The 24,137-nt window shown below is 73.7% G+C and carries 22 protein-coding genes and 1 tRNA gene; 13 read left to right on the top strand and 10 right to left on the bottom strand.

The genetic code is table 11. The features are described from left to right. Positions 1-114 precede the first annotated feature (114 nt). From JT723_RS00320 to JT723_RS00335, 4 genes are read left to right on the top strand one after another with little or no spacing between them, the layout of a single operon-like run. The gene (locus JT723_RS00320) at positions 115-918 is read left to right on the top strand and encodes an ABC transporter permease (RefSeq protein ID WP_205042229.1); all 804 of its coding nucleotides are present in this window, start codon (positions 115-117) and stop codon (positions 916-918) included. After that, positions 911-1,774, top strand: coding sequence for an ABC transporter permease (locus tag JT723_RS00325; RefSeq protein WP_372441183.1), 864 nt, complete (start codon positions 911-913; stop codon positions 1,772-1,774). The genes JT723_RS00320 and JT723_RS00325 overlap by 8 nt, the downstream gene beginning before the upstream one ends. A gap of 6 nt (positions 1,775-1,780) precedes the next feature. After that, positions 1,781-2,755 (top strand): ABC transporter ATP-binding protein, encoded by a 975-nt coding sequence (locus tag JT723_RS00330; RefSeq protein ID WP_205042232.1) that lies wholly within the window; start codon positions 1,781-1,783, stop codon positions 2,753-2,755. A gap of 40 nt (positions 2,756-2,795) precedes the next feature. Beyond that, complete coding sequence (locus JT723_RS00335) at positions 2,796-3,653, top strand: GNAT family N-acetyltransferase (protein ID WP_251512735.1); 858 nt, start codon at positions 2,796-2,798, stop codon at positions 3,651-3,653. A gap of 241 nt (positions 3,654-3,894) precedes the next feature. Here the strand turns inward: JT723_RS00335 and JT723_RS00340 are convergent, their stop codons facing one another. From JT723_RS00340 to JT723_RS00350, 3 genes are all read right to left on the bottom strand, one after another. Beyond that, entirely contained in the window at positions 3,895-4,248 is a 354-nt protein-coding gene (locus tag JT723_RS00340) for a helix-turn-helix domain-containing protein (protein WP_205042236.1), read from the bottom strand. 16 nt (positions 4,249-4,264) lie between these two features. Beyond that, positions 4,265-5,290, bottom strand: a complete 1,026-nt coding sequence (locus JT723_RS00345) for an MDR family NADP-dependent oxidoreductase (RefSeq protein ID WP_205042237.1) — start codon at positions 5,288-5,290, stop codon at positions 4,265-4,267. A gap of 409 nt (positions 5,291-5,699) precedes the next feature. Continuing rightward, positions 5,700-6,824 (bottom strand): aminotransferase class V-fold PLP-dependent enzyme, encoded by a 1,125-nt coding sequence (locus JT723_RS00350; protein WP_205042238.1) that lies wholly within the window; start codon positions 6,822-6,824, stop codon positions 5,700-5,702. 101 nt (positions 6,825-6,925) lie between these two features. Here JT723_RS00350 and JT723_RS00355 point away from each other — a divergent pair, with 101 nt between their 5' ends. Continuing rightward, positions 6,926-8,224: a DUF445 domain-containing protein gene (locus JT723_RS00355; RefSeq protein ID WP_205042769.1), complete on the top strand. Its 1,299-nt coding sequence runs from the start codon at positions 6,926-6,928 to the stop codon at positions 8,222-8,224. 177 nt (positions 8,225-8,401) lie between these two features. Continuing rightward, positions 8,402-9,256, top strand: coding sequence for a fumarylacetoacetate hydrolase family protein (locus JT723_RS00360; protein ID WP_205042240.1), 855 nt, complete (start codon positions 8,402-8,404; stop codon positions 9,254-9,256). A 383-nt stretch (positions 9,257-9,639) separates the two neighbouring features. On the opposite strand, the gene JT723_RS34735 is transcribed toward JT723_RS00360, so the two are convergent. Together JT723_RS34735 and JT723_RS34740 are read right to left on the bottom strand one after the other, a co-directional pair. Next, positions 9,640-10,122, bottom strand: a complete 483-nt coding sequence (locus tag JT723_RS34735; RefSeq protein WP_251512763.1) for a heme-degrading domain-containing protein — start codon at positions 10,120-10,122, stop codon at positions 9,640-9,642. After that, positions 10,119-11,186 (bottom strand): Gfo/Idh/MocA family oxidoreductase, encoded by a 1,068-nt coding sequence (locus JT723_RS34740; protein WP_240164870.1) that lies wholly within the window; start codon positions 11,184-11,186, stop codon positions 10,119-10,121. Before JT723_RS34740 ends, JT723_RS34735 begins: the two co-directional genes overlap by 4 nt. Positions 11,187-11,242: 56 nt before the next feature. Here JT723_RS34740 and JT723_RS34745 point away from each other — a divergent pair, with 56 nt between their 5' ends. From JT723_RS34745 to JT723_RS00380, 4 genes are all read left to right on the top strand, one after another. After that, on the top strand, positions 11,243-12,364 hold the full coding sequence (locus JT723_RS34745) for an ROK family transcriptional regulator (RefSeq protein WP_251512765.1): 1,122 nt from the start codon (positions 11,243-11,245) through the stop codon (positions 12,362-12,364). Between the two features lie 109 nt (positions 12,365-12,473). Continuing rightward, a complete protein-coding gene (locus JT723_RS00370) occupies positions 12,474-13,253 on the top strand; it encodes an HAD-IIA family hydrolase (RefSeq protein WP_205042242.1) in 780 nt (259 codons plus the stop codon). 119 nt (positions 13,254-13,372) lie between these two features. Next, a complete protein-coding gene (locus JT723_RS00375; protein ID WP_205042243.1) occupies positions 13,373-13,978 on the top strand; it encodes a hypothetical protein in 606 nt (201 codons plus the stop codon). 5 nt (positions 13,979-13,983) lie between these two features. Then, positions 13,984-14,658 (top strand): class F sortase, encoded by a 675-nt coding sequence (locus JT723_RS00380; protein ID WP_205042245.1) that lies wholly within the window; start codon positions 13,984-13,986, stop codon positions 14,656-14,658. Between the two features lie 58 nt (positions 14,659-14,716). On the opposite strand, the gene JT723_RS00385 is transcribed toward JT723_RS00380, so the two are convergent. Continuing rightward, complete coding sequence (locus JT723_RS00385) at positions 14,717-15,445, bottom strand: GAF and ANTAR domain-containing protein (RefSeq protein ID WP_205042247.1); 729 nt, start codon at positions 15,443-15,445, stop codon at positions 14,717-14,719. 232 nt (positions 15,446-15,677) lie between these two features. On the opposite strand from JT723_RS00385, the gene JT723_RS00390 reads away from it, so the two are divergent. After that, positions 15,678-18,620 (top strand): FAD-binding and (Fe-S)-binding domain-containing protein, encoded by a 2,943-nt coding sequence (locus JT723_RS00390; protein WP_205042249.1) that lies wholly within the window; start codon positions 15,678-15,680, stop codon positions 18,618-18,620. A gap of 218 nt (positions 18,621-18,838) precedes the next feature. Here the strand turns inward: JT723_RS00390 and JT723_RS00395 are convergent, their stop codons facing one another. Next, on the bottom strand, positions 18,839-20,575 hold the full coding sequence (locus tag JT723_RS00395) for a glycosyl hydrolase family 18 protein (RefSeq protein WP_251512769.1): 1,737 nt from the start codon (positions 20,573-20,575) through the stop codon (positions 18,839-18,841). Positions 20,576-20,850: 275 nt separating this feature from the next. Then, positions 20,851-21,996 (bottom strand): LLM class flavin-dependent oxidoreductase, encoded by a 1,146-nt coding sequence (locus JT723_RS00400; RefSeq protein WP_251512770.1) that lies wholly within the window; start codon positions 21,994-21,996, stop codon positions 20,851-20,853. Positions 21,997-22,319: 323 nt separating this feature from the next. Here JT723_RS00400 and JT723_RS00405 point away from each other — a divergent pair, with 323 nt between their 5' ends. Together JT723_RS00405 and JT723_RS00410 are read left to right on the top strand one after the other, a co-directional pair. After that, positions 22,320-23,075 carry an IclR family transcriptional regulator gene (locus tag JT723_RS00405; protein ID WP_205042251.1) on the top strand — a complete coding sequence of 252 codons (756 nt, stop codon included), beginning with the start codon at positions 22,320-22,322 and terminating at the stop codon, positions 23,073-23,075. A gap of 81 nt (positions 23,076-23,156) precedes the next feature. Then, positions 23,157-23,230: transfer RNA gene (locus JT723_RS00410), tRNA-Lys, on the top strand. Here the strand turns inward: JT723_RS00410 and JT723_RS35675 are convergent. Both JT723_RS35675 and JT723_RS00415 read right to left on the bottom strand, forming a co-directional pair. Then, positions 23,196-23,321, bottom strand: coding sequence for a hypothetical protein (locus JT723_RS35675; protein ID WP_265749546.1), 126 nt, complete (start codon positions 23,319-23,321; stop codon positions 23,196-23,198). The two genes, JT723_RS00410 and JT723_RS35675, sit on opposite strands and share 35 nt — an antisense overlap. Then, positions 23,318-24,118: a pentapeptide repeat-containing protein gene (locus tag JT723_RS00415; RefSeq protein ID WP_205042252.1), complete on the bottom strand. Its 801-nt coding sequence runs from the start codon at positions 24,116-24,118 to the stop codon at positions 23,318-23,320. The genes JT723_RS35675 and JT723_RS00415 overlap by 4 nt, the downstream gene beginning before the upstream one ends. Positions 24,119-24,137 lie beyond the last annotated feature (19 nt).

The raw sequence follows: 24,137 nt of genomic DNA on the forward strand, positions 1-24,137 counted from the left end.
GTTCCGGGCGGTTACCGGGGTTCCGGACGGCTGTTCCAGACCGTGGTTCCGGGCAGTGGTTCCCGGCGGCGGTCCGGGATTCCACCCGGGATTCCCGGCAGAGAGGCGGTGGGAATGGGCGGCTTCTACGCTGCCGTCGCGGTCCGCGGATTCCGGCGCTATGCGACATATCGCGTGGCGACCGCGGCCGGCGTGTTCACCAATACGGTTTTCGGCCTGATCATCGCCTACACCTATATCGCCCTGTGGGACCAGCGCCCGCACCTCGGCGGCTACACCGAGGCGCAGGCGCTGACGTACGTGTGGGTCGGGCAGGCGCTGCTGGCGGCGATGGCGCAGATGGGCGGCGGCTTCGAGACCGAGCTGATGGGTCGGATCAACTCCGGCGCGATCGCCGTCGACCTCTACCGGCCCGCCGACCTGCAGGCCTGGTGGCTGGCCGCCGACCTGGGCAGGGCCGGCTTCCAGCTGCTGGGCCGCGGGGTGCTGCCCATGGTGGCCGGCGGGCTGGTCTTCGACCTGGCGCTGCCCGCCTCCCCGCTGGCCTGGCTGCTGTTCGCCGCCGCGGTGTGCCTGGGCACGGTGGTCAGCTTCGCGATCCGCTACCTGGTGGGGCTGAGCGCCTTCTGGCTGCTGGACGGGACGGGGGTGGTGCAGATCTCGTGGATCGTGGGGCTGTTCTTCTCCGGGATGCTGCTGCCGCTGAACGCCTTCCCCGGTGCGCTCGGCGACGTGGCCCAGGCGCTGCCCTGGTCGGCGATGCTGCAGGTGCCGGCCGACGTGCTGCTCCAGCGCCGGCAGGGCGCCGACGCGCTGCTCGCGCTGGCCTTCGAGGCGGGCTGGGCGGCGGCACTGCTGGCCGCGGGGCGGCTGGTGCAGAACCTGGCCACGCGCAGGGTGGTGGTGCACGGTGGCTGAGGCGGCGGCACAGGCAGAGCCGCGTACGCCCGCGGAGCGCACCCCCGGCACCCTGGCCGAGTCGGTACGCGCCTACCGGCTGGTCGTCGGCATGTGGATGCGGTCCACGACGGTCTACCGGGCGTCCTTCGTGATGACCGCGGCCGGCAACTTCGCCGCGACCGCACTGGACTTCGTCACGATCATGCTGATGTTCTCGCACATCCACGCGCTCGGCGGCTTCACGCTCAGCGAGGTGGCCTTCCTCTACGGCACCGCCAGCACCTCCTTCGGGCTCGCCGACCTGCTGATGGGCTCCATGGACCGGCTGGGCGAGCGGGTACGCGACGGCACGCTCGACACGCTGATGCTGCGCCCGGCGCCGGTGCTGGCCCAGGTGGCCGCAGACCGCTTCGCGCTGCGCCGGCTCGGCCGCCTGGTGCAGGGCCTGCTGGTGCTCGGCTGGTCGCTGCCGCGGGCCGGGGTGGACTGGACGCCGGTCAACCTGGCGCTGCTGCCGCTGACGCTGCTGGTCGGCGCCGCGATCTTCGGTGCGGTCTTCGTCGCGGGCGGCGCCTTCCAGTTCTGGGCGGGCGACGCGGCGCAGCTGCAGAACTCCGTGACGTACGGCGGCGCCACGCTGCTGCAGTACCCGCCCGCGCTGTTCTCGCGCGAACTGGTGCGGGGCGTCACCTTCGTGGTCCCGCTGGCCTTCGTCAACTGGCTGCCCGCGCTGCACATGATGGGCAGGCCCGACCCGCTGGGCCTGCCCGGCTGGGTGGACTTCGCGGGGGCGCCGGTCGCCGCCGCGTGCTGTGCGCTGTCCTGGCTGGTCTGGCGGGCCGGCGTCCGTTCCTACCGCAGTACCGGGAGTTGAGGGCACGTGACCGTGAACGGCAGCGCAGAACCCGTGATCGCCGTCGAGGGCGTGGAGAAGGTCTTCGACGTACGCCGCAAGGCCGCGGGCACTCTGCGCAGGGAGCGCCACCAGGTCAGGGCGGTCGACGGCATCTCCTTCACCGTGCCGCCCGGCGAGATGGTCGGCTACATCGGCCCGAACGGCGCCGGCAAGTCCACCACCATCAAGATGCTCACCGGCATCCTCACCCCCAGCGGCGGCCGGGTACGGGTCGCCGGCATCGACCCGTCCCGCGACCGCACCCGGCTGGCCCGCAGGATCGGCGTCGTCTTCGGGCAGCGCACCACCTTGTGGTGGGACCTGCCGCTGCGCGACTCCTACCAGCTGGTCCGCAGGATGTACCGCATCGAGGACGCCCGCTACGCCCGCAATCTCGATGCGTGCGTCGACCTGCTCGACCTCGGGCCGCTGCTGGACGTGCCCGTACGCCAGCTCTCGCTCGGCCAGCGGATGCGCGGCGACATCGCCGCGGCCCTGCTGCACGACCCCGACGTGCTGTACCTGGACGAGCCCACCATCGGCCTCGACGTCATCAGCAAGGCCAAGGTCCGCGACTTCCTGCGCACCGTCAACGCCGAACGCGGCACCACGGTGCTGCTCACCACCCACGACCTCACCGACATCGAGACGCTGTGCAGCAGGGTCATGGTCATCGACCACGGCAGGCTCATGTACGACGGCGGCCTCGACGGGCTGCACGCCGTCGGCGAGTCGGAACGCACCCTCGTCGTGGACTTCGCCGCAGAACTGCCGCCCGTCCAGGTGCCCGGCGCCCGCTGGGTGCGCAGCGAAGGCCCGCGCCAGTGGCTGGCCTTCCCCGCAGGCGACAGCGCGGCGCCCCTGGTCACCGCGCTCGCCGCCAGCCACCCGCTCGTGGACCTGTCCGTACGCGAACCCGCCATCGAAGATGTCATCGCCCGGATGTACGGGGCGGCGTAACATCCCCGGAACAACCGGGGACCCGAGACAAGGAGTTCACGTGCGGGAGGACTTCACCGTCGCCGAGGCGACAGCGGCGGACTGGGACGAGGTCGTGTCATGGACCGAGGCCGAGGGCTGGAACCCCGGCCACGGCGACGCGGCCTGCTTCCGGCCCACCGACCCGGCCGGCTTCCTCGTCGGCCGGCTCGACGGCCGCGTCGTGTCGGCCTGCTCCGTCGTGGCCTACTCACCCGACTACGCATTCCTCGGCTACTACCTCGTCCACCCCGATTACCGCGGCACCGGCCTGGGCCTTGCCACCTGGAAGGCCGCGCTGCCCCACGCGGAAGGGCGCGTCATCGGGCTCGACGCGGTGCCCGCGCAACGCGACCTCTACATACGGTCCGGCTTCACCCCGGCCTACGACAACGTCCGCTACACCGGCACCCCGCGGACGCTCCCGGCGGCGGACGGCGCCGGCACCGTCGGCTCCGTGACGCCCTACCACCTCGACGCGATCAGCGCGTACGACAGCGGGTGCTTCCCCGCCGAACGGCACGCGTTCCTGAGCCGGTGGCTCACCGCGGACCGGCACACCGCGCGGGTCCTGCTCGACGACAACGGGCACGTCACCGGTTACGGGGTCGTCAGGCCCGCGCACCACGGGGTGCGCATCGGGCCGCTCTTCGCCGACACCGCCGAGGGTGCCGGTGCGCTCTTCGCCGCGCTCGCCGCCGGCTTGCCGGCGGACGTCCCGCTCTCCCTCGACGTCCCCTCCCACAACGACGCGGCCACGTCCCTGGCGGTCGCCGCCGGCCTCACCGAGTCCTCCCGCTGCACCCGCATGTACTCGGCCCCGCCGCCGGCGACGCGTTCCCAGGCGGTCTTCGCCACCACAACCCTGGAACTGGGCTGACACCCGCCCTCCGACCCGAGCCCGTTCGCCTTCCCCCCGGGCGGAGGACGCAAGGTGATTGCCACTTGCTGTGGCGTTGCTGTCTTTCCCACTCCTCGGGCTGGGCGCGCAGTTCCCCGCGCCCCTGATGGTTGCCCTCTCAGCGAGAGGGTGAGCGTTTTTAAGGGGCGCGGGGAACTGCGCGCGCAACCCGCCACCGGGGGGGCCGACCGCCCGCCGGGAGGGGCAGGGACCTGCGGGGTCACCGCAAGGGGGAGGCGGCCGGCCTGGCGAGGGCGTCGCGGAGGGCGGTGAGTCGCGAGATCTCCGCGGTGAGAACCGCGATGCGGCGGTCCACGATCCCGCCGGGCGCACAGGCAGGGCGCGGCACCGCCAGAAGCATGGGAAGCCGCGCAGCGCACTCGCGGAGGTCCTCCACCGTCAGGCCCTGCGCCAGCAGTTCACGGATGAGCCGGATCACGGCGACGTCCCGGGGCGTGTAGAGCCGCTGCCCGGCGGCCGTCCGGGCGGGCGCGGCAAGCAGCCCCCGCGCCTCGTAGAAGCGCAGCGCCCGCGGCGTCGTACCGGCCGCCGCCGCGGCTTCACCGATCTTCATCGTGCCCCCTTGCTTCCTACGGTTCGACCACGACCGTCCCGACGTGCCTGCCCTCGATCAGGTCCTGCAACGCCTGGGGTGCCTCGGTGATGCCCGCGACCGCGGTGTGCGGGAAGCGGATGGCGCCGGAGCGCAGCCACTCGCCGAAGCGGGCGGGCCATTCGGCGGCGACGTCGGGGTGGTCGGCGCCGGCGTAGCCGCGCAGCGAGATGCCGCGCAGGACGACCTGGAAGGCGTCGATCTCGACGGATGCACCGCCGGCCCGGTTCCGGGAGAGCTGTCCGGAGAGCGTACCGACGAGTGCGAAGCGGGCGCCTTGCCGGGCCGCGCCGAGAGCGGCGGTCAGCTGGTCGCCTGCGACGTTGTCGACCAGGACGTCGATGCCGTCGGGTGCGGCGGCGGCGAGCTGGGCGGCGAGCGGTTCCGCGCCGCGCAGGACGACCGCGTCGTAGCCGAGTTCCGAGGTGAGCCGGTGGGCCTTGGACGGGGACCCGGTGCTGCCGATGACGCGTGCGGCGCCGAGGAGCCGGGCGATCTGCCCGGCGAGCGAACCGACGCCGCCTGCCGCGCCGGTGACGAACACGGTGTCGCCCGGGCGGACTCCGGTGAGCCGGGTGAGCGCCCCGTAGGCGACGGAGCCCTGCGAGAGGTGGGCGACGGGGTCGGGCAGCGCGTCGCCCAGCGGGGTGCAGGCGTCGGCGGGGAGGAGGGCGTGGTCCCGCCAGCCGGCCATGTGCCGTACGAGGTCGCCGGGGCGCAGGGCGCTGCCGGGGGGTGCGGCCAGCACGTCGCCGACGGCGGGGCCGAAGAGCGGGTCGCCCGGTTTCAGCGCGGGCAGCGGCATGTCGTCGGCGCCGCCGATGAGGCTGCACAGGGCGGCGAAGACCAGGAACGCGCGGTTCCTGACCAGCACCTGGCCCGGCCCGGGCGCGGGCAGCGGGGTTTCGACGACACGGAAGTCGGCGCGGGTGGGCAGCCCTGCGGGCAGTGCGGAGAGCACGACCTGCCGTGCGGTGCGCGGCAGGGAGCTGGGGGTGGCCATGCGGAGTCCTTCGCGGAAGTCGGGGAGCCGCGGCAGCCGGACGCCGCGACGGCCCGGTGACGCTAACCCCTGCCCCGCACGTCAGGGTCAACTCCCGACCCGTGCCGAAGAGACGCGGGCGGTCGACGCCCAAGTCAGCCGCACGGAGTCGGCGCGGGCCGCTGAGTCCCGTTCAGTGCGGGGATCCCGGGGCCGGGTTGGTCCGTCGCGGAGGCGTGCGAGGGCAGCGGCACGGAGTCGGCGCGGGCCGCTGAGTCCCGTTCAGTGCGGGGATCCCGGGGCCGGGCTGGTCCGTCGCGGAGGCGTGCGGGGAGGCCGCAGACAGTGGCGGTCGGCGCCCGTTCAGTGCCGGGGCTGCAAGGCCGCGGTGGTTCACCGGGGACGGCCGCGGAGGGGGCGGCGCCCCCGGTCACCGCAGGGAATCCAGGGCCGCCGCGACCTGGGCCACCGTTGAGGTGGGGGTCGAGGCGTGGGGGGAGAGGCGGAGGGAGTCGGGGCGGACCGTGGGGGTGATCGCGTGGGCTTGGAGGGCCTTGGCCACGGTCGCCGTGGGGATGCCGGGGAGGCGGAAGGAGACGATGCCGGCCCGGCGGGCGGGGGCGGTCGCGGAGAGGATCTCGCCGCCGCAGCCGCGTACCGCCGTGATCAGGCCGTCCACCAGCGCGGCCACCCGCGCCTCGATCGCGGCGACCCCGACGCTCTCGACGACGTCGAGGGCCGCGGCGAAGGCGGCGGCGGCGACCGGGCTGAGGTTGGTGATGCTCAGCCGGGCCGCACCGGCGGCGGCGGGGTGCTCGGCGTCGTCGAAGAGGGCGACGTCGTCCACCCCGGTCCACCCGGTGAGGGTGGGCGCGAGGCGTTCCAGCGCCCGGTCGGAGAGCGCCGCGAACCCCGTGGACCAGCTGGCACGCAGCCACTTCTGGCCGCCGGTGACGACGACGTCCGCCGCCTGCCAGGGCAGTTCGGCCACGCCGAAGGCCTGCATCGCGTCGGTGACGAGCAGCCGGTCGGGGCCGATGACGTCCCGCAGCGCGGCGAGGTCGGCGCGGTAGCCGGTGCGGAAGTCGACCGCGCTGATCGAGAGCGCCACGACGTCGTCGGTGAGCGCGCCCCGTACCGCCTCGGGCGTGGGCGGCCCGGGCAGCCAGCGCGGCTGCGCGAGGCCCGCGGCGGCGGCCCTGCGCCAGGGGTAGTGGTTGGCGGGGAAGTCCGCCGCGGGCACCAGCACGGTGCCGGCGGGGATGCCGAAGGCGGCCTGGAAGAGGCCGGTGGAGGCGTTGGGCAGCAGCACGGTGTGCTCGGCGTCGGTGCCGGCCAGCCGGGCGGCGGCCTGCCGGGCGCGCAGGTCGGCGCGCATCAGGTCGTTGACCGTGTCGTGGTCGGCGCGCGCGGAGCGGCCGAGCGCGTCCGCGGTGGCGGCCAGCACGTCGCGCGACGGGGGGCCGTAGCGGGCGAAGTCCAGGTAGCCGGGGGCGGCCTCGAAGTGCTCGGCGTAACCGGGCAGCCCGCCGTCGTCCCCACCGCTGTGCGCCATGCCGCTCCTGCCCGCGGGACCGCGTCCGCGCCACCGGGAGGCGCCGGGAACCCGCCGTACGTTCCAAGATTGTCAGCGGCGGCAACAATACGCAGGTGGATATGCGGGTGAAGCAGGTGGAGGCGGGACCGGCCGGCGCCCCGGGGGCTGTCGACCCGGATGCGGAGCGGCGCCGCGGGGTGCGCCGGATGAAGCTGATCGCGACGGGCTTCCTCGCCGTCGCGACGGTCGTCTACGTCCTGGCCAAGTGGGCGGACTCGCAGGACGCGGGCGCCTGGGCGGCCTACGTGGCGGCCGCGGCCGAGGCGGGCATGGTCGGCGCGATGGCGGACTGGTTCGCGGTGACCGCGCTCTTCCGCCGCCCGCTGGGCCTGCCCATCCCGCACACCGCGATCATCCCGACGAAGAAGGACGCGCTGGGCGCGAGCCTGGGCGACTTCGTCGGGGAGAACTTCCTGTCGGCCGACGTGGTGCGCACCCGGCTGCGGGCCGTCGGCATCGGCTCGCGGCTCGGCACCTGGGTGGCCGAACCCGCCAACGCCGACCGGGTGACCGAGCAGGCCGCGGCCGCGCTGCGCGGCATGCTCACCGTGCTGCGCGACTCCGACGTGCAGGCGGTCGTCAGCGAGGCGATCACCCGGCGGGCCGAGGCCCAGGAGGTCGCGCCGGGCCTGGGCAAGCTGCTGGAGAAGGTCGTCGCCGACGGCGGCCACCGCAGGCTGGTGGACCTGGTGTGCGTACGCGCCCACGACTGGCTGGTCGAGCACGGCGACTCGGTGATGGTCGCCGTCCAGGGCGGCGCCCCCGGCTGGACCCCGCGGTTCGTGGACCGCAAGGTCGGCGAGCGGGTCTACAAGGAACTGCTGCGCTTCGTCACCGAGATGCGCGACTCGCCCGGCCACCCGGCCCGCGGCGCCGTCGACCGCTTCCTCGGCGACTTCGCGGCCGAGCTGCAGTCCGACCCCGACACCCGGCAGCGCGTCGAACGCCTCAAGAACGACCTGCTGGCCCGCCCCGAGGTCCAGGACCTGATCGCCTCGGTGTGGGGTTCGGTGCGGGCGATGATGGTGGCCGCGGCCGAGGACGAGCGCAGCGAGCTGCGGATGCGCACCCGGGCGTCGCTGCTCAGCCTCGGCGCCCGGATGGCCACCGACACCCGCCTGCAGGCCAAGGTCGACAGCTGGCTGGAGGACGCGGCCACGTATCTGGTCACCACCTACCGCGACCAGATCACCTCGCTGATCAGCGAGACCGTGGCGGGCTGGGACGCCGAGCAGACCTCCCGCAAGATCGAGGCGCACGTGGGCCGCGACCTGCAGTTCATCCGCATCAACGGCACGGTCGTCGGTGCGCTCGTCGGTTTGCTGATCTTCACGGTGTCCCGCCTCGCGGGCAGCTGACCGCCCGTGCCGCTCCGACCTCTGCGGTACGGGCGAGGCGCCCGCCCGCCGGAGACCGGCCGAGTCCACTGACTGAACAGGGCTTGCGCCGCGAGGGGCTGCGATTGGAGGATCGGACAGACATCCGATGACATCCGTGGACCGTCCGCCGCGGATCACTGACGTACGGAGTACCACGTGAAACTGCTGCGAGTCGGCCCCGCAGGGGCGGAGCGCCCCGCCCTGCTCGACCAGGACGGCGTCGTACGGGACCTCAGCGGGCTCGTCACCGACATCGACGGCGCGACTCTCGCCGACGCCGGCGCCATGGCCCGGATCGCCGCGGCCGCCGCCGACGGCTCCCTGCCCGCCGCCGACGCCTCCCTGCGCGTCGGGCCGCCGCTCACCCGCATCGGCAAGATCGTCTGCATCGGCCTCAACTACCACGACCACGCGGCCGAGACCGGGGCGCAGGTGCCGGGCGAGCCCGTCGTCTTCATGAAGGCGCCCGACACGGTCGTCGGCCCCACCGACACCGTGCTGGTGCCGCGGGGCAGCACCAAGACCGACTGGGAGGTCGAACTCGCCGTCGTCATCGGCCGGGAGCTGCGGTACGCGGCCGACGCCGACGAGGCCATGGCCGCCGTCGCCGGGTACGCCGTCGCGCACGACGTCTCCGAGCGCGAGTTCCAGATCGAGCGCGGCGGGCAGTGGGACAAGGGCAAGAACTGCGAGACCTTCAACCCGCTCGGGCCGTGGCTCGTCACCGCGGACGAGATCCCCGACCCGCAGGCGCTCAGCCTGCGGCTGTGGGTGAACGGCGTCCTGCGCCAGGACGGCTCCACGCGCGACCAGATCTTCCCGGTCGCGGAAGTCGTCCGCTACCTCAGCCACTTCATGACGCTCTACCCGGGTGACGTGATCAACACGGGGACCCCTGCCGGGGTGGCTCTCGGGCAGCCCGAGCCCCGTCCCTACCTCCGCCCGGGCGACGTGGTCGAACTCTCCATCGACGGCCTGGGCCGCCAACGCCAGGAGCTTGCCGCAGCGTAAGGGGGTACGCCCCCTGGGGTGCCCTTTGCGGCGGGCGGCGCGTCTTTCCCCCGGCGGGGGCGCGTCAGGTGGTTGCCCGTTGCGGTGGCCGGTCGCCGTTCCCCCGGCGGTGTGTTGCGCGCGAAGTTCCGCCCCCAGAGCTTCGCCTGGGGGTACCCCCAGCGCCTCCTGAGGTCCTGCCCCTTGCGGTGCGTTGCTTGCCTGCGGCTGCGTCGTGGCTGGTCGCGCAGTTCCCCGCGCCCCTGATGGTCGCCCTCTCCCGCAGAGCGGGCGCTTTCAGGCGGCGCCCTCTGCGCAGGAGGGTGAGCGTTTTTCAGGGGCGCGGGGAACTGCGCGACCAGCCACAACGTACCGAAGGAAAGCAACGCCGCAGCAAGTGGCAGTCACCCCAGAAAACGGCTGAGGGCACGCACGACGAGGGCGTGGTCCTCTGTCTGGGGGAGGCCGGAGACGGCCACGACGCCGATGACGCCGGCCCCGGCGACCCGCAGGGGAAACGCCCCGCCGTGCGCGGCGTAGAGCGCGGGGTCGAGAAAGGACGCGGCCTCGAAGGTCGTGCCCTTGGCGCGGAATCGCTCCCCGACGGCGAGCGACGACGCACCGTAGCGCAGGACGACCCGCGCCTTGCGGTCGAGCCACGCGTCGTTGTCGGGTGTCGTGCCCTCAAGGGCGTAGTGGAAGAGCTGCTGCCCGCCGCGGCGGATGTCGACCGTGACGGCGGCACCCTGCTCGCGGGCGAGCTCGACCAGCAGGCACCCGAGCCGCCAGGCGTCGTCGTGGGTGAAGCGGGGGAGGACGAGGTCCCGTTCCTGCTGGGCGAGGACTTCCGGGTCGGCGAGCCGGCCGGGGGTGGCGGCGCTGGTCACAGGACCACCGTCCGCCCGGTCGTCGCGGACTGCCTGGCCGCCTCGATGACCTCGACCGCGGCGGCGGCCTCCAGCGCGGTGACCGGCGGTGGCGTGCCCTCGCGCAGGGCTGTTTCGACGGCCGCGTAGAAGGCGGGGTAGTCGCCGGGCAGCGAGGGGACGGGCCGTACGTTCTCGTCGGTGCCCGCGGTGCCCCACGCGGATTCGGGTTCCGCGCCCCACGCCGCTCCTTCGCCGGGCCGCAGGCCTTCGCGCAGGGCGGCTTCCTGCGAGTCGAGGCCGTAGCTGACGTAGCCGCCGGTGCTGCCGAGCACCCGGAAGCGCGGCCCGAGCCGGGAGGCGGTGGCGCTCATCCACAGGTGGGAGCGGACGCCGCCGGCGTGGGTGATGGCGATGAAGTCGTCGTCGTCGGCTGCGGCGCCGGGCCGCCGTACGTCGGACTCGGCGTAGACGTGGTGGGCCGGGCCGAAGAGGGTGAGGGCCTGGTCGACGAGGTGGCTGCCGAGGTCGTAGAGGAGGCCGCCGATCTCCGCGGGGTCGCCGGACTCGCGCCAGCCGCCCTTGGGCTGGGGGCGCCACCTCTCGAAGCGGGACTCGAAGCGGTGGACCTCGCCGAGTTCGCGGCGTTCCAGCAGGGCGCGCAGGGTGCGGAAGTCGCTGTCCCAGCGGCGGTTCTGGAAGACGGTGAGCAGCAGGTCGCGCTGCTCCGCGAGTGCGGCCAGCTCCCGGGCTTCGGCCGCGGTGGCGGACAGCGGCTTGTCGACGACGACGGGCAGGCCGGCCCGGAGTGCGGCGGTCGCGAGCGGGATGTGGGTGCGGTTGGGGGAGGCGAGGACGACGAGGTCCAGGTCGCCGGTCCGCGTCCACAGCTCGTCCGCGGTGCCGGCGAAGGCGACGCCGGGGTGTTCCGCGGCGGCCTGGGCGCGGCGTTCGCGGTTGCCGGTGACGATGGTGTCCAGGGCCAGGCCCGGGGTCGCGGCGATCAGCGGTGCGTGGAAGAAGGAGCCGGCCGGGCCGTAGCCGACCAGGGCGACGCGGAGGGGTGGCGTACCGGTAGGGCTCATGCGCCCTACTTTGGCAACAGTGTTGCCAAAGTGCAAGCGCGCGGGACAATGGCCGAGTGACCCCGCCTACCGCCGCCCAGGAACCGCACCAGGCCCCCGTGCCGGGACCGGGGGTCAACCTGCCCGGTCTGCGCAGCCACAACGCGGCGCTGGTGCTCGGCCTGCTGCGGGACGCGGCCGGGGCGGCGGACAGCGGCGGGATCAGCCGGCCCGAGCTTGCCGAGCGGACCGGGCTGACACCGCAGGCGGTCAGCAAGATCACCGCCCGGCTGCGCGCAGAAGGCCTGGTGGAGGACGCCGGGCGGCTCGCGTCGACCGGGGGCAAGCCGCGCACCGAACTGCGGCTCGCGGCGGGGGCCAGATGTGCGGTCGGCGCGCACCTGGACGGGGAGGTGCTGACCGCGGTGGTCGCGGACCTGGCCGGGCGTACGGTCGCCGAGCACGCGGCGCCGCTCGACCTGGCACTGCCGGTCCGCGAGGGCGTGGCCGCGATGGTCCGCGAGCTGCGGACGGCCGTCGGCCTGGCGCCCGCACCGGTGCTGGGCCTGGGGGTGGGCATCCGCGGCCCGCTGGACCACCGCACCGGCACCCTGCACGAGGTGACCGGCTTCCCGCACTGGTCGGGCTGCCCGCTGCGGGACGAGCTGACCGCTGCGCTCGGCCTGCCGGTGGCCGTCGACAAGAACACCAACGCGGCGGCCCTCTCGGTCCTGGCCGAGCCGCACACCGACCGGGCCGCCGGCTCCTTCGGCTATCTGCACCTGGGGACGGGCCTGGGCGCGGCGCTGGTGCTCGGCGGCCGGCCGCACCGCGGCGGACGGGCCGGGGCGGGGGAGTTCGGGCACCAGGTGGTGCAGCTCGACGGGCCGCCTTGCAAGTGCGGCAAGCGCGGCTGCCTGGAGGCGCTGTGCCTGGCGGCGGTGGCCCGCGGCGACACCGCGGGCGCGGCCCGCCTGCTGGGCGTGGGCGCCGCGAACCTGGTGGCGCTGCTGGACGTCGACCGGATCGTGCTGGGCGGGCGCACCGTGCTCGCCGATCCCGGGGTCTTCCTCGACGGGGTCGGGGCGGCGCTCGGCCCGGTCCCTGTGGCTCTTGCGGCGGCGGGCGCGCACGCGGTCGCCGAGGGCGCCGCCCTGCTGGCGCTGGCCCCGCTGTTCGCCCGCGCGGCCCTGGGCTGACAGCCGGCGCCCAGCACGCGAGACGGCCGGGGCGGGGCAACTCCGCCCCGGCTACGCTGGGGCACACGCCCAGGTACGGGCGCCAGGCACGACGACAGGAGAGCGACCGGTGTCGACCCGCAGGCCCATCGACTCGTGGCTGACCGACATGGACGGCGTGCTCATCCACGAGGGCACCCCGATCCCCGGCGCCGACGCCTTCATCAAGGGCCTCAAGGACTCGGGCAAGCCCTTCCTGGTGCTCACCAACAACTCCATCTACACCCCGCGCGACCTGCATGCCCGGCTGTCCAGGATGGGCCTGGACGTGCCCGTCGCGAACATCTGGACCTCGGCGCTGGCCACCGCCAAATTCCTCGACGACCAGCGCCCCGGTGGCACCGCCTACGTCATCGGCGAAGCCGGCCTGACCACCGCGCTGCACGACGTCGGCTACGTCCTCACCGACGCCGACCCCGACTACGTCGTCCTCGGCGAGACCCGCACCTACAGCTTCGAAGCCCTCACCAAGGCCATCCGGCTCATCCGCGGCGGCGCCCGCTTCATCGCCACCAACCCCGACGAGACCGGCCCGTCCCCCGAGGGCGTCCTGCCCGCGACCGGCTCGGTCGCCGCACTGATCACCAAGGCCACAGGCCAGGAGCCCTACTTCGTCGGCAAGCCCAACCCGCTGATGATGCGCGCCGGTCTCAACGCCATCGGCGCGCACTCCGAGACCAGCGCCATGATCGGCGACCGGATGGACACCGACGTGCTCGCCGGGCTCGAATCCGGCATGACCACCTTCCTCGTCCTCACCGGCCTGACCGCCGTGCCCGACATCGAGCGCTACCCCTTCAAACCGTCCCGGGTCGTGGAGTCCATCGCCGACCTGGTGGCCGAGATCTGATCACCCTCCGTAGCGGGCACGTCACCCTGATGGGTCACCGAGCGTGCACGCCGGGCCGGTCACGGGGATCTTCGTAAGCACCGGGAGCGAGTCCCCGCCCCGGCCGAGCGGAGGTCCCCATGTTTGGTCTGAAACTCCCCGTCATCGCCGCGGCCGGCGCCCTCGGCGTCCTCGCCGTCGGCGGGGTGACCGGGCTGCCGAAGCAGGCACTCGCCGACGAGGGGGGCGGTGGATCGTCCTCGTCCAGCTCGTCCTCCTCGTCGTCGGCCTCGTCCAGCTCCGGCATGGACATCTCACCCGCGACCGTCGCCCCCGGCGGGGTGGTCAGCCTGCACCTCAAGGCCTCCTGCAAGTCCGGAGCCAAGGCCAAGGCCAGCGCCGAGGTCTTCGTCGACGCGGTCACCCTCGCACCCTCGGGTGACGGCTCCGACGGCTGGGACGGCACGGCCTTCATCAAGTCCGACGCCGTCGACGGCTCCTACGCCGTCTCCGTCGAGTGCAACGGCTCCACCAGCTCCGCGTCCGCCACCGTCACCGTGACGTCGGGCAGCACCCCGCTCGTCCCGGTCAACCCCGTCCCGGCCGGCGGCGGCGGCACCGCACAGCTCGCCGCAGGCCCCGCAGCCGCCGGCACCAGCACCGGGCCGCTGCTCGCCACCGGCGGCGCCGCCGCAGCCGGCCTGGCCGGCCTGGTCATCCGCCGCCGCACCGCCGCCCGCGGCTGACCGGCATGGCGGTGGGGGCCGAAGAACCAGGCGCCGACAGCGGTGCCGGCACCGGCAGGACCTGGGCGGCCGTCGTGGTCGGCCTGGTCCTGCTGGCCGCGTACCTCCTCGGCCACGGCGGCCACCTGCCCGCCGCGCCGCCCCCCGGCGCCCGCAGCCTCGCCGCCGCGGCCGCCGACCGGCCGCCCCAGGTCTACGCCCCCCACGTGCCGCTGCGCGACGCCGTACCGCTGCACATCGACATCCCGTCGGTGGGCATCCACGCGCCGCTCGTCGGCCGCGGCCTCAAGGACGGGGCGGTCGACCCGCCCCCCTACTCCACCCCCGACGTCGCCGGCTGGTACCGCGACGGCCCGCCCCCAGGAGCGTCCGGCGCGGCCATCATCGTCGGCCACGTCGACACCGAGACGCGGGCCGCGGTCTTCTACGGCCTCAGCACGATCCGGCGCGGGGCGCTGGTGGAGGTCTCCCGCTCCGACGGCACGGTCGCGGAATTCTCCGTCGAGGCGGTCGAAGTCGTCGAGAAGGCCCACTTCGACGCCAACCGCGTCTACGGGTCAGCGGGCCGACCCGAACTCCGCCTCATCACCTGCGGTGGGGCTTTCGACAAACAAGCGCAGGCCTACTCGGCCAACGTGGTGGTCTTCGCCGCACTCACGGGTTCCCACCCCGCCCCCTGACTCCCCTTGCGCGGGGCCGCCGCCCTTCCCCGGCGGGGGCCCCGCGCAAGGGGGGGAGTCAGGGGGGCGGGGGGAGGGTGGTGGAGCCGGAGAGGATGGAGGTCGCCAGATCCGCGATGCGGATCTGGTGGTGGCGGGCGTGCGCCCGCAGGAGGGCGAAGGCGTCGTCGAGGCTGACGTGCCAGCGCTCGGCGAGAACGCCCTTGACCTGCTCAACGGCTATGCGCGAGTCCAGCGCGGTCTGCAGCTGCGCGGCCAGCAGCTGGTGCCGCCGCCGGGTGCGCCGCTGGAGGACCCCGATCGCGGCGGCGTCGGCGAGTGAGCGTGCGACCGCGGCGGAACGTTCTGGCAGCGGCCCGGGCGCAGCCCGGTAGAGGACGAGGGCGCCGAGGACCTCTTCGCGGTGCCGCACCGGCACCGCGAAGACGGCGGCGTAGCCGCTGGCCCGCGCGCGGCGGACGAAGTCGCGGGGGAGGGGGCCGCGGTCGCGGCCGAGGTCGGCCACGGCGACGTCCGTGCCGCTGCGGAAGCAGTCCGGGCCAGGACCCACCGCCGAGAGCAGGCGGGCCGGCTCGCAGGACGCGCCGACCACCCGGATGTCCCCGCCCTCCTCGGCGAGCAGCAGCCCGGCCGCGGCGACGCCGGTGAGCCGTACCGTACGGCCGGCGAGCCGCCGCAGCGGCGCGTCGGGCTCGCCCTCGTCGCCGAGGGTGTCGGCCAGCTCGACCAGAGTGTCGGCCAGCAGCCCTCCTGCGGCTGTTGACCCGTCCGGCAGATCCCCGTGCACGCCGTTCCCCTTCCCCCGTCGGACCGGCTCCTGCCGTGAAGTATTGCCGGTGACCGGCGGCTTTCGCCTCCGTCGCAAGTCGGAGAAGATCGCCCGGGAGCCGCCGCGGGGCGTAGGGCGGCAGGCGGAGCACCGCGCACCGCCACCTGCTGGGGCATAGGTTGGCGATCGGTATGTTTCTCCGCCAGGTCTGGCCCCCCGCCCGCGGGGGACCGCCGCCGAGGAGGTCCCGATGCCTGTGCACGATCCGAAGGGCGGTGCCGCGCTGCGGCCGGTACCCGCGGGGGAGGCCGCGCCGGACCGGGTGGAGGAGACCAGGGCGGGCGGCACGCCTGCCGCGCTGCGGACGGGTCTGGTGCGGCTGCTGGGCGCGGACCGGGTCCTGGGCGACCTCACGGACCTGGTGCGCTACGCGTCGGACGCGAGCCCGTACCGCTTCGTACCGCAGGCCGTGGTGGTGCCGCAGAGTGTGCAGGACGTGGTGCGGCTGCTGGCGTACGCGCGGGCCGAGCGCCGCCACCTGGTCTTCAGGGCCGCGGGCACCAGCCTGAACGGGCAGGCGCAGGGCGAGGACATCCTGGTGGATGTGCGCCGCCATTTCAGCGGCGTGGAGGTCGAGGCGGGCGGCGCCCGGGCGCGCATCCTGCCCGGCACGGTGCTGGCCCGGGCGAACGCGGCCCTGGCCCGGCACGGCCGGGTGCTCGGCCCCGACCCGGCCAGTGCGGTGGCCGCGACCGTCGGCGGGGTCCTGGCCAACAACGCCTCCGGCATGACCGCGGGCACCACGAGGGACTCCTACCGCACCGTCGCTTCGCTGACGGTGGTGCTGCCGTCCGGCACCGTCGTGGACACCGCGGACCCGGACGCCGACGCCGGCCTCGCCGCGGCCGAGCCGGACATCTACCAAGGGCTGCTCGACCTGCGGGACGAGATCGAGGCGGACCCCGAGCTGACCGCCAGGATCCGCGCGAAGCACGCCATCAAGAACACCAACGGCTACCGGCTCGACGCCTTCCTCGACGCGGACAGCCCCGCCCAGATCCTGCGCGGGCTGATGATCGGCTCGCAGGGCACCCTCGGCTTCGTCGCCGAGGCCGTCTACGACACGCTGCCGGTCCGCCCCGCCGCCACCGCGGGGCTGCTCTTCTTCCCCACGCTGCCCGCCGCCGCCGCGGCCGTACCGCACTTCGCACAGGCCGGCGCCGAGGCCGTCGAGCTGATGGACGGCAACGTGCTGCGGGCCGCGACCGCCGTACCCGGGGTGCCGGGGGAGTGGGCGGACCTGCCGGAGACCTGCGCGGCCCTGCTGGTCGAGTTCAGGGCCGCGGACGACACGCAGCTGGCGGCGTACGAGCGGGCCGCCGAGCGGATCTGCGCCGACCTCGGCCTGATCACCCCGCCCCCCGCAGGCGAGGGCTACGGCGGCCTCACCCGCGACCGTGAGCGGATCGCCGCACTGTGGCGCATACGCAAGGCCTTCGTGACCGCGGTCGGCGGCGCCCGGCCGCCCGGCACCACCCTGATCACCGAGGACTTCGCGGTGCCGCCCGACCGGCTCGCGGAGGCCTGCACGGAACTGCTCGACCTGCAGCGCAGGCACGGCTTCCAGGCCGCCGTGGCCGGCCACGCCGCCCACGGCAACCTGCACTTCCTGCTCACCTTCGACGCCGGGCGCGCCACGGACGTCGAACGCTACGCCGCCTTCATGGCGGACTTCTGCCGCACCGTCACCGAGCGCTTCGACGGCTCCCTCAAGGCCGAGCACGGCACCGGCCGCAACATCGCGCCCTTCCTGGAAGCCGAGTGGGGGCCGGCCGCCACCGCCCTGATGTGGCGGATCAAGGCACTGCTCGACCCGGACGGCATCCTCGCCCCGCGCGTCGTCCTCGACCACGACCCGCGCGGCCACCTGCGCGGCCTGAAGACCATCCCGGTCATCGAACCGGTCGCCGACCCCTGCATCGAGTGCGGCTTCTGCGAACCCACCTGCCCCAGCCGCGACCTGACCACCACCCCGCGGCAGCGCATCGTGCTGCGCCGCGAGATGCTGCGCCAGCCGGCCGGCTCCCCCGTGCTGCGCGAACTGCTCGACGCGTACGGCTACGCCGCCGTCGACACCTGCGCCGGCGACTCGACCTGCAAACTCGCCTGCCCCGTCGGCATCGACACCGGCGCGATGATGAAGGACTTCCGGCACGCCCGGCACTCCCGCACCGAGGAGCGGGCCGCCGGCTCCGTCGCCACCCACTGGCGCGGCGCCGAGCGCGCCGCCCGCGCCGCTGTCGCCACCGCCGACGCGGTACGCCGCCGGGCCGGCGACCGGCCGCTGACCGCCGCCACCGGGCTCGCCCGGCGGGCGCTGCGGCCCGAACTCGTCCCCGACTGGCTCCCCGAGATCCCCGGCGCAGCCCCCCGCGCGCTGCCCCGCACCGAGCAGGACGGCGCCGCCGCCGTCTACTACCCGGCCTGCGTCAACCGCATCTTCGGCCCGCCCGAGGGCCGTTACGGCTGGGTGCCGCAGTCCCTGGTCACCGTCTCCGCCCGGGCAGGCCTGCCGGTGTGGATACCCCCCGACGTCACCGGCACGTGCTGCGCCACGATCTGGCACTCCAAGGGGTACGAGGCCGGCAACGCGGTCATGGCCAACCGCATCGTCGAGCACGCCTGGGGCTGGACCGGCGGCGGGCGGCTCCCCCTGGTGGTCGACGCCACGTCCTGCACGCTCGGGCTCGCCCGGGAGGTTGTGCCCTACCTCACCGACGCCAACCGCGAACTCCACGGCGAGCTGACCGTCCTGGACGCGACCGTATGGGCCGCGGACCACGTCCTGCCCCGGCTCACCGTGACCGACCCCGTCCCCTCCGCGGTCCTCCACCCCACGTGCTCCGCACACCACCTCGGCCGGCCCGACGCCGCACTCGCCGAACTCGCGGCGGCCATCGCCGAGGACGTCGTCGTGCCCGACGACGCCGGGTGCTGCGGCTTCGCCGGCGACCGCGGCATGCTGCACGCGGAACTCACCGCCGCGGCCACCCGCCCCGAGGCGGAAGAGGTCGCTGCGCGGGGCTTCTCGACGTACCTCTCTGCGAGCCGCATGTGCGAAGTCGCGATGGCGCGCGCCACGGGCGAACCGTACGAATCCGTTATCACGGCGCTGGAACGCGCCACCCGCTAGGCCGTGTTTTGGAAGTAGGGCCGTCCGCCCACGGGGCGGGCGGGACTTCCAAAACACGGCCTAGCCCGGTGGGGGCGCCCCGTTGTGACGTCAGCCATGAACGCCGGGGCCGGTCGAGTTCTTGCTGTCCTTGACCGAACACGCGGAGGACCCGCGTCCTCGGGGGGAGGGAGGACGCGGGTCCCTGTGGGGTCAGTGGGGTGACCCCGGTGGGCGGGTCAGCAGGCGCCGAGGTCCTGCCAGACGCCCCATTCACCGGTCGTGCCGGGCTCCTCGTTGGTGGTCCACCACTTGGCGTTCCAGTTGTGGCCCTTCCAGGAGACCTGGTTGCCGCCGACGTAGACCGCGGAGGCGGACCAGGACGGCAGGGTGCAGGTGCCGCCGGGCGGGGTGGTGGGCGGAGTGGTCGGGGGCGTCGTCGGCGGGGTGGTCGTCGGCGTCGTGGGCGGGGTGGTGGGCGGAGTGGTCGGCGGGGTCGTGGGGTTGCTGCAGCTGGACGCCGAGCCGTTGGTCGCGGTCACGATCTTGTTGAAGAGGGTGGCCGCCGGGTCCAGGTCGAGCAGCGAGTACATCATCGAGCCGCCGAGGCCGTGGCAGTGCGCGTAGTCGGCCTTGGCCTGGATGCCCTGGGCGCCGAGTCCGGTCCAGAACTCGTTGCCGTTGTAGAAGTAGTTGGACTGCGAGGCGGAGTCCCAGAAGGTCGTCGAGGCGTTGTCGACGATGCCGCTCAGTTCCTTGTAGTACGCCGTCCCCGCGACCTGGCTGATGCCGCGGGCCTGGGCGGCGCCGGTGGCCGGCTGGTAGAGGCCGTGGTTGCTGCCGGCCTGGACCCCGCTCCACCCGCGGTAGTACAGCGGGTAGCCCATGGTGATCTTGCTGGCCGGGAAGCCGCCGGGGATGCCGTAGGCCGGGTCACCGGTGGTCCACGCCTTGATCGCCTCGTCGGTGCTGTACTTGGCGCTGCCCGGGGCGATCGGGTTCGACGGGTCGTTGGGCGACTGGTACGTCGGGTCCTGGTTGTTGGTCGGCCCTGTGGCGTCCCAGGCGCCGTGCATGTCGTACGTCATGATGTTCGCGTAGTCGAGGTACTGCCCGAGCTTGTCGGTCTCGACGGTGGCGATCTTGTCCTGGCCGGACGGCAGGGCCGCGGTGAGCAGCATCTTGCGCCCGCCGTTGGCGGCGCCGTAGGCGTCCAGCTCGGTGCGGAACTCGGCGGCCAGCTTGGTGAAGTTGGCCTTGTCGTTCGGGCTGTAGTGGTTGCCCGTGTGGCCGTTGGGCGAGCCGGGGTACTCCCAGTCGAGGTCGAAGCCGTCGAAGATGCCGGCCGCGGCGCCGGTGCCGCCGAAGCCGCCCTGGACGGGCAGGTTGCCCTTGATGAACATGTCGATGCAGGAGCTGACCAGCTTCTTGCGGCTGGCGTCGGTCGCGGCGGCGTCGGAGAAGTACTTCGAGTACGTCCAGCCGCCGATCGAGGCGACGATCTTGAGCTTGGGGTACTTCGCCTTGAGCTGCTTGAGCTGGTTGAAGTTGCCGACCAGCGGCTGGTTCCAGGTGTCGGCGGTGCCGTTGACGCTGATGTCGGCGCCGAAGGACTTCTGGTAGTCGGCGAAGGCGTCGCCCGCCCCGTCGCCGGCGTTGGGGTTGGACTCGTTGGTGGAGTCCGACGCCTTGGTGGCCTCGAAACAGGTCAGGTTGACCGGGTCGATGTTCTCGAACGAGTAGTTGAGGATGTCCAGCTTGCCGGCGATGCCCTCGGTGTCGAGGTTCTTGGGGTAGAAGGCGTTGCCGTAGATGCTCCACTGGTCGTAGTACGCGATCTTGACGCCGCCGCTGCTCGCGGTGGCGGCCGCTGCGGCCGGTTTGGCAGCGGCGGTCTCGGCCTGGGCGGTGCCCACGCCCGCGACGAGCGCGGTGAGGCCGCCGATGGCGAGCGCGGCGCTCGTGGCGGCGGCCACGAGCGCTCTCTTCCTGGACTGCACAAGAACCTCCGGGGGGAGAGGGAGGAACAACAGGGGGCTGTGGGGTATGGATAGCCCTCTGATCAAGTGCACGTCAATGGTCTGAACCAAAGCCAGGACTAGACCAATTTGCGGCTCCTGGCGGCCCGCCGATCGTTCACGACGTGAGCAAAGCCGCTCGTCAACCGGGTGACGAGCGGCTTTAACCCCTGGTTAAGGCATGGCCCGTGGTCGGTCCAAGGTTGGACCACCGGGTGCCGGGAAACGGGTATTTAACCGGCGGCGACGTCCTTGGGGAAGCCGTAGGCGTCGGCGATCAGGTCGTAGGAGCGCAGCCGGACGGCCGGCGTGTGCGCGTTGGCGGTGATCACCAGCTCGTCGGCGCCGGTCCTGCCCACCAGTTCGTCCAGCCCCGTCCTGACCGTCTCCGGGTCGCCGTGGACGATGTTGGCCAGCCACGAGTCCACGAAGTCCCGCTCCATCGGACTGAAGGGGTGGGCCGCGGCCTCCTCCGGCGTCGGGATCAGCCCGGGGCGGCCGGTCCGCAGCCGCAGCATGCCCAGCGCCCCCGCCATCACCTGGCGCCGCGCCTGCTCCGGGTCCTCCGCGGCCAGCGCGGCCACCCCGATCGAGGCATACGGGCGGTCCAGCACCGCCGAGGGGCGGAAGGACTCGCGGTAGAGGGCCAGCGCGGGAACGGTGTTGGCGGCCGAGAAGTGGTGCGCGAAGGAGAAGGGCAGCCCCAGCGCACCCGCCAGCCGGGCACTGAAGCCGGACGATCCGAGCAGCCAGATGCTGGGCCTGGCCGCCGACTGCACACCGCCCGCCGTGCTGCCCTGCACAGGCCCCGGCACCGCGTGGATACGGGCGTAGCGGTGTCCTTCGGGGAAGTCGTCGTCCAGGAAGCGGGTCAACTCGGCCAGCTGCTGCGGGAATTCGTCGGCTCCCTCGTGCAGGGACTCGGTCCTGCGCAGCGCCGCGGCGGTCGCCCCGTCCGTGCCGGGCGCGCGGCCCAGTCCCAGGTCGATGCGCCCCGGCGCCAGCGCCTCCAGGGTGCCGAACTGCTCGGCGATCACCAGCGGCGCGTGGTTGGGCAGCATCACACCGCCGGAGCCGAGCCGCAGGGTGCGGGTGAAGGCGGCCAGGTGCGCCAGGATGACCGCGGGCGAGGAACTGGCCACGCCGGGCATGGAGTGGTGCTCGGCCACCCACATCCGGTGGTAGCCGCGCGCCTCCGCGGTCCTGGCGATCTCGACGCTGTTGCGCAGCGCGTCCCCCGCCGTCAGGCCGGCGCCGACGCCCGCCAGGTCGAGCACCGACAGCGGTACGGGAGCGCTGCCGCGGACGGTGCCGCGGATCCCGTCGCCGGCGCTGCCGCCATTGCCGCTGCCGCCGTCCCGAGCCACGTCGTCACCCACAGCTAGCGCCTCCTTGATCGTTCGCCCGCGTGCCCGGCACGCGGAATATTCCGGGAATGCACAACCGGAGCGGGCGTCCGCTTATTCCCGTGGTCAATTCGGCGGTTTTCCCAATCGGGCAGTGACCTTGGCATATGCCAGAGTGGCCCCTTCCTGCATATACGCCTGCGGCGCCCGGAAGAAGTGCTCAACCGCCTCTACCGGCAACGGTATTGGGGCTATCGTGGAATCCGGTCAAGCTGCCGGTTGGGACCCTACCGAGCCCCAACCGTGACCAGCAGCGACAACCGGGACGCAAACGGTCACACCTGCAGGGGGCTACCGTGGCGCTAGAGCACCGTCAGACCGCGCCGGTCTACGCGGTCCAGCATGCACTGCGCGTGCTGGAATCCGTCGACTCACACCGGCACGGCGTCTCCGCCGAGCAGCTGGCCCGGGAGATCGGGGTACCCGTCGGCTACCTCTCCCAGCTCCTGACCATGCTGCAGCAGGAACGCTATCTGGGATTCCTGCCCGGCGGCGGTTACGTGCTCGGCGAGACCCTGGTGCTGCTCGGCGCCGCCAACCACGACGACGCCCTGGCCGAAAAGCTGCGCACCATTCTGGTGGAGCTGCGCGACGAGGTCGGCGCCGCGGTGTATTTCAGCCGCTACGACGACGGCGAGGTCCGCATCATCGACTTCGCCGACGGGCCGAACGCGCCCAAGGTCAACGAGTGGGTCGACTTCCGCTCGGCCGCGCACGCCAGCGCGGTGGGCAAGTGCCTGCTCTCCCAGCTCGACCACAACTCGCGGCTGGAGCACCTCTCCCGGCACCGCCCGGCCCGGCTCACCTCCCGCACCGAGATCGACGACCGGGCGCTGCTGACCAAGCTCGAACGCCAGCCGGCCAGCGTCCCCACGCTCGACCTGCAGGAGTACGCGGTCGGCACGGTGTGCGCGGCGATCCCGGTCACGATCGGCAAGACGGTCGCCTGCCTGGCCCTGTCGATGCCGCTGGCCCAGGCCCACCGCCTCAAGCCGGCCGTCGACACCCTCAACCAGCGGGCCGCGCCGGTGCTGCTCTCGATGAGCATCTGACCAGGCACCCGGACCCCCGGGGGGGGTGCCCCCGGGGTGGTCACGAGCACCCGCTCGGAGGCCGTATAGTTGTGCACGCAGGCGCCGCTAGCTCAGTTGGTTAGAGCAGCTGACTCTTAATCAGCGGGTCCGGGGTTCGAGTCCCTGGCGGCGCACCTCGCAGGGTGAGAAGGCCTCCCACGGCATGTGGGGGGCCTTCTTCGTGTCCATCTTCATGTCCGCCGCCACGATCGTGTCCTTCGTCACGTCCAGTGGCCCGGGCGGGCCAGGCCCGCCGGGAGGCGGGTGGCTCCGTCGCCGGCCGCCGCGGCCAGCTGCGGGGCGGTCAGGAAGAGCGCACCGCGCAGGTCGGCGCCCGCCAGCCGGGCGCCGCGCAGGTCCGTGCCCAGGAGGTCGGCGCCGCGCAGGTCGGCCCCGCGCAGATCCGCGCCGATGGCCAGGGCGCCCCGCAGGTCCGCCCCGCGCAGGTCGGCGCCGCGCAGCCGGGAGCCCATCAGGTCGGCGCCGCGGTGGTTCCTGCGCCGGGGGAAGCCGGCGCGGGCCAGCGCGGAGGCGGCCAGCAGCAGGTCGCCGACCCGGGCGCGCTCGGCGGCGACGTCCAGGGCGAGCAGCTCGTCGCCGCTGCCCAGGCTCAGCGCCTCGATGTGCGCGGCGGCCTCGGCGGCGGCCCCGTCCAGCTCGGCCGCGGCCGGCAGGGCGCGGACCTCGGCGAGGTGGCGGAGCAGTTCGTGCAGCTGCCGGACGACCGGCAGCACCGCGAACATCGCCCGGCCGCCGTCCGCCGCCTGCCGCCAGTCCTGGCCCGCGAAGGTGTGCCGGGAGACCTTCTGCCCGGCGCCGAGGCAGTCGTAGACGGTGCAGCCGGCGTACCCGCGCTCGCGCAGCCGGTCGTGGATGCCGCAGCGGTGGTCGGCGCCGAGGTGGCCGCAGGGCTCCCCCGCGGCCTTGTCCCGGGCGAAGTCGGCGGACCGGGTGAAGGCGAGGGCGACGCAGCACAGCCCGAAGCAGTTGCCGCAGTCCGCGCGCAGTTCGCTGTCCGTCATCGGTGGTCGTCCTCCCGGC

The sequence above is a fragment of the Actinacidiphila bryophytorum genome, from assembly GCF_016916835.1.
Lineage (GTDB): Bacteria > Actinomycetota > Actinomycetes > Streptomycetales > Streptomycetaceae > Actinacidiphila > Actinacidiphila bryophytorum.

Bases quoted from the DNA above. Each gene is read 5' to 3' on its own strand.
- JT723_RS00320 (WP_205042229.1), top strand. From the start codon at position 115: ATGGGCGGCTTCTACGCTGCCGTCGCGGTCCGCGGATTCCGGCGCTAT.
- JT723_RS00340 (WP_205042236.1), bottom strand. From the start codon at position 4,248: ATGAAGATCGGTGAAGCCGCGGCGGCGGCCGGTACGACGCCGCGGGCG.
- JT723_RS00345 (WP_205042237.1), bottom strand. From the start codon at position 5,290: ATGGCCACCCCCAGCTCCCTGCCGCGCACCGCACGGCAGGTCGTGCTC.
- JT723_RS00350 (WP_205042238.1), bottom strand. From the start codon at position 6,824: ATGGCGCACAGCGGTGGGGACGACGGCGGGCTGCCCGGTTACGCCGAG.
- JT723_RS00355 (WP_205042769.1), top strand. From the start codon at position 6,926: ATGCGGGTGAAGCAGGTGGAGGCGGGACCGGCCGGCGCCCCGGGGGCT.
- JT723_RS34740 (WP_240164870.1), bottom strand. From the start codon at position 11,186: ATGAGCCCTACCGGTACGCCACCCCTCCGCGTCGCCCTGGTCGGCTAC.
- JT723_RS00375 (WP_205042243.1), top strand. From the start codon at position 13,373: ATGTTTGGTCTGAAACTCCCCGTCATCGCCGCGGCCGGCGCCCTCGGC.
- JT723_RS00380 (WP_205042245.1), top strand. From the start codon at position 13,984: ATGGCGGTGGGGGCCGAAGAACCAGGCGCCGACAGCGGTGCCGGCACC.
- JT723_RS00390 (WP_205042249.1), top strand. From the start codon at position 15,678: ATGCCTGTGCACGATCCGAAGGGCGGTGCCGCGCTGCGGCCGGTACCC.
- JT723_RS00415 (WP_205042252.1), bottom strand. From the start codon at position 24,118: ATGACGGACAGCGAACTGCGCGCGGACTGCGGCAACTGCTTCGGGCTG.